At 73.7% G+C, this 3,030-nt stretch carries 1 protein-coding gene and 1 pseudogene; both read left to right on the forward strand.

Features of this window, described 5'->3' with window-relative positions; translation table 11 throughout:
* Positions 1-173: 173 nt before the first annotated feature.
* Positions 174-1,406 (forward strand): annotated as a pseudogene (locus tag CCN42_RS36165) (bifunctional glycosyltransferase family 2/GtrA family protein); the annotation flags it as partial.
* Positions 1,407-1,432: 26 nt separating this feature from the next.
* On the forward strand, positions 1,433-3,030 hold a 1,598-nt coding region (locus tag CCN42_RS36170; protein ID WP_158102184.1), incomplete at its 3' end, for an ArnT family glycosyltransferase.

Below are 3,030 nucleotides of genomic sequence, written 5' to 3' on the forward strand. Positions count from 1 at the left end.
CCCGCGCCCGCGCCCGCGCCCGTGCGCCTGCCCGCACCGGCACCCGCCCCCGTGCGCCTGCCCGCGCCCATCCCCGCGCCCGTTCCCGAGCCGGCCGGTGACCGGTCGCGCTCACAGCCCCGGCACAGCCTCACCACACGGGCGCGACAGGGGAGTTGAGAAGAGTCGGTGCCATGCAGACCGACTCTTCTCCCGGCACCCTGCCGGCGCGGGAGCACCTCCCGGCCGCAGGAGCCGGTACGCCTGTCCTGGACGTAGTGATTCCCGTCTACAACGAGGAGAAGGACCTCCAGCCGTGCGTGCTCCGGCTGCACGAGCACCTCGCGCGGACGTTCCCGTACGCCTTCCGGATCACCATCGCGGACAACGCGTCGACCGACACCACCCCCGGGGTAGCCGCCGAGCTGGCGGCGCACCTCCCGGGGGTGCGGTCGGTGCGGCTGGAGGAGAAGGGGCGCGGGCGCGCCCTGCGCACCGTGTGGTCGGCCTCGGACGCCCCCGTCCTCGCCTACATGGACGTCGACCTGTCGACCGACCTGAACGCGCTGCTGCCGCTGGTCGCCCCGCTCATCTCCGGCCACTCGGACCTGGCGATCGGCTCCCGCATGGCCGGCGGCTCGCGCGTGGTGCGCGGCGCTAAGCGGGAGTTCATCAGCCGCTCGTACAACCTCATCCTGCGCGGCTCGCTCCAGGCCCGCTTCTCGGACGCCCAGTGCGGGTTCAAGGCGATCCGCCGCGATGTCGCCCAGGTGCTGCTGCCGCTGGTGGAGGACACCGGCTGGTTCTTCGACACCGAGCTGCTGGTGCTCGCCGAGCGCGCGGGCCTGCGGATCCACGAGGTGCCCGTGGACTGGGTCGACGATCCCGACTCCACCGTCCACATCGTCAGGACCGCCACCGACGACCTGAAGGGCGTCTGGCGGGTGGGCAAGGCGCTGGCCACCGGTTCGCTGCCGCTGGACCGGCTCACCCGGCCGTTCGGTGACGACCCGCGCGACCGCGAACTGCCGGACGTGCCGAGGGGCCTGGCCCGCCAGCTCCTCGGCTTCTGCGTCGTCGGCGCCCTGTCCACCCTCTTCTACCTGCTCCTCTACAGCGGCTTCCGCGCCTTCACCGGCTCGCAGACCGCCAACGCGCTCGCCCTGCTGGTCTCCGCGATCGCCAACACCGCGGCCAACCGGCGCCTCACCTTCGGGGTGCGCGGCCGGGGCGGGGCCGTCCGGCACCAGGCGCAGGGCCTGGTGGTCTTCGCCATCGGCCTCGCCCTCACCAGCGGCTCCCTCGCCGCGCTGGGCGCGGCCACCGCCGACCCCGCGCACTCCACCGAACTCGCCGTGCTGATCGCGGCCAACCTCGCGGCGACGGTGCTGCGCTTCCTGCTCTTCCGCGCCTGGGTCTTCCCGGACCACGACACCCATCCAAGGGGCACCCGATGACCACCCCCACCCTCGACGGCCCCCTCTTCGGCGCTCCCGCGCCGACGCACGGTGCCCCGGAACGGTCCTTCGTGCGACGCGTGTGGCGCGGCCGCCCCGAGGACCCCCGCTGGGCCCGCCCCGCGTTCCTCGGCGCCCTGCTCGTCATCGGCGCGCTCTACGCCTGGAACCTGACGGCCTCCGGCTACGCCAACTCCTTCTACTCCGCGGCCGTCCAGGCGGGCAGCCAGTCGTGGAAGGCGTTCTTCTTCGGCTCCCTCGACGCGGGCAACGCGATCACCGTCGACAAGCCCCCGGCCGCCCTGTGGCCGATGGCCCTGTCGGTGCGGCTCCTCGGCCTGAACTCGTTCGCGATCCTGTTCCCGCAGGTCCTGATGGCGGTGGTGACGGCGGGCGTGCTGTACGCGTCGGTCCGCCGCCACTTCGCCGCCCCGGCCGGTCTGCTCACCGTGGCGGTCTTCGCGCTGACGCCGGTCGCGGCGCTGATGTTCCGCTTCAACAACCCGGACGCGGCGCTCGCGCTGCTGATGGCCACCGCCGTGTACTGCACCCAGCGCGCCCTGGCGAAGGCGGGGACGAAGTGGCTGCTCCTCGCCGGTACGGCGGTCGGCCTCGCCTTCCTGGTGAAGACCCTCCAGGCCTTTCTGATCCTGCCGGTGCTCGCGCTCGTCCACGTCGTCCTGGCGCCGGCCCCGCTGAGGAAGCGGATCGGGCAGGTGCTGCTGGCCGGGCTCGCGATGATCGTGGCGGGCGGCTGGTGGGTGGCGGTCGTCGAGCTGTGGCCGGCGTCCGCACGGCCGTACATCGGCGGCTCGCAGAACAACTCCTTCCTGGAGCTGACCTTCGGCTACAACGGACTCGGCCGGATCAACGGCGAGGAGACCGGCAGCGTCGGCGGCGGCCAGGGCGGCGGCTGGGGGGAGACCGGCTGGGACCGGATGTTCGGTTCGAACATCGGGGGCCAGATCTCCTGGCTGATCCCGGCGGCGCTGATCCTGCTGGCCGCGGCGCTCCTCGCCACCCGCAAGGCACCGCGCACGGACGGCACCCGCGCCGCGTTCCTGCTCTGGGGCGGCTCCCTGCTGATCACCATGGTGATCTTCAGCTTCATGCGGGGCATCTTCCACGAGTACTACACCGTCGCCCTCGCCCCCTATGTCGCCCCGCTCGTCGGCATGGGCGCCGCCCTGTTGTGGCGGGAGCGGGGCCGGGCCTGGGCGCCGCCGGCGCTGGCGGCGGCGATGACGGCCACCGCGGCCTGGGGGTACGTCCTGCTCGACCGCGCCTCCGGCTACCACCCGTGGCTCAAGTGGGCGGTGCTCGTCGGCGGACTCGCCGCCGCGCTCGGGCTGCTCTTCGCGAACCGGCTGGGCCGTCGGCTCGCTCTCGGGGTCGTCGCGCTGAGCTGTGCGACCGGGCTGGCCGGTCCGGCGGCGTACTCGCTGACCACCCTCGGTGAGGGGCACACCGGCTCGATCGTGACGGCCGGCCCGGCGGTCGCGGGCGGTGGGATGGGCGGCGGTCGCCCCGGCGGGGGCGGCGGTGGCTTCCCGGACGGGGGACCGAACCGGCAGGGACAGCAGGGACAGCAGGG

The sequence above is a fragment of the Streptomyces glaucescens genome (genome assembly GCF_002154375.1).
Lineage (GTDB): Bacteria > Actinomycetota > Actinomycetes > Streptomycetales > Streptomycetaceae > Streptomyces > Streptomyces glaucescens.